Source organism: Corallococcus sp. AB049A (assembly GCF_003668885.1).
GTDB lineage: Bacteria > Myxococcota > Myxococcia > Myxococcales > Myxococcaceae > Corallococcus > Corallococcus interemptor.
In genome coordinates this window covers 1-501 of record NZ_RAWL01000955.1, presented here as the reverse complement: position 1 = coordinate 501, position 501 = coordinate 1, and the positions used below count along the sequence as shown (strand labels likewise).

The 501-nt window shown below is 68.1% G+C and carries 1 pseudogene; it reads left to right on the top strand.

The features are described from left to right. A pseudogene (locus D7X55_RS40420) lies at positions 1–501 on the top strand (hypothetical protein); the annotation flags it as partial.

Below are 501 nucleotides of genomic sequence, written 5' to 3'. Positions count from 1 at the left end.
GCTATGCGCAGGAGCTGCAGGCCCTGGATCGCACATCGTTACCGCCGGGGTTCCTCACCGGCCTTGCCGGCATCGCCTGGTCGGCGCTGCTGCGTGGCGAGGTGGAACTGGCCCGCAGCCTGCTCGACAGCGCTGACGGCAGTGACCTGTTGCATGCGCATCACTCGCTCTATCACGGCATGGCGGGTATCGGAATGGCGCACCTGGCCATGCATCACGCGACCGGCCTGCCCGGGCATCTCGACAGGGCGCTGTCGCTGGCGCGGCGGCTTGCAGACACCGTCCACCACGGAGAGCGGGGTGCCTACTGGCAGGACGAAGGTGGCGTCCGCATCGGCATGGGTTACGGCCAGGCCGGCGTGGCGCTGTTCCTGCTGAGGCTGTCGCAGCTCAGTGGTGATCCGGCATGGCGCGTGCTTGGCGAGCAGGCACTGCGACACGATCTCTCCTACGGCTTCGAGCTGGAGACCGGGGTGACCACCTTCCCCAGCTCACCGGAAG